Source organism: Aphanothece microscopica RSMan92 (assembly GCF_046613545.2).
Lineage (GTDB): Bacteria > Cyanobacteriota > Cyanobacteriia > PCC-6307 > Cyanobiaceae > NIES-981.
Genome location: NZ_JBKKKY020000502.1, coordinates 1 through 470, shown reverse-complemented (window position 1 = coordinate 470; position 470 = coordinate 1). Strand labels below are relative to the sequence as shown.

Here is a 470-nt window from a genome sequence, read left to right as displayed (position 1 = left end):
TCACCGCCATGCGCGATTTCGCCGATGGTCTCACCCGGGGGTTGTCCCTGTTCCTTACGGAGCGTCAGGACACCACGGCAAAGACCCTCTGGCCTGCTCCCTCGGCCCGGGCTGAGCGCCGGAGGTAGACTGCAGCACATTAGGGCGGCCGCAAAATCTTTTTGGCCGTCAAATGGCCACGGATCGCCCCCGTTGCAGCCGGTTTTGGCTGTCAGTTTTCTGGGCATCGGGCAGTTGGTTGGGTTGGGCGATTTTCGAAAAGCACTGGAACAACTCTCCTCCCGCCGCGTTGAACGACGCAATCGAATTCACGCGTTTCGCATTGGCCCGCATGGCTCCTGTCGCCGTCCCGAGTCGTGAAGGCCATGGGCCCGTTCGTACCCTGCCGGTACGAACGGGCCACTTAACTTTGGGAAAGCGAATCGGTCTAGGCTCTCCGCCATGGACCTTGACCGCGCCCTTCTCGAGAT

General features: G+C 61.3%; 1 protein-coding gene. It reads right to left on the bottom strand.

The window, feature by feature from the left end; translation table 11 throughout:
* Positions 1-168: 168 nt before the first annotated feature.
* The coding region (locus ACLD7X_RS18750) for a hypothetical protein (protein WP_411425191.1) at positions 169-470 on the bottom strand (302 nt) is incomplete at its 5' end.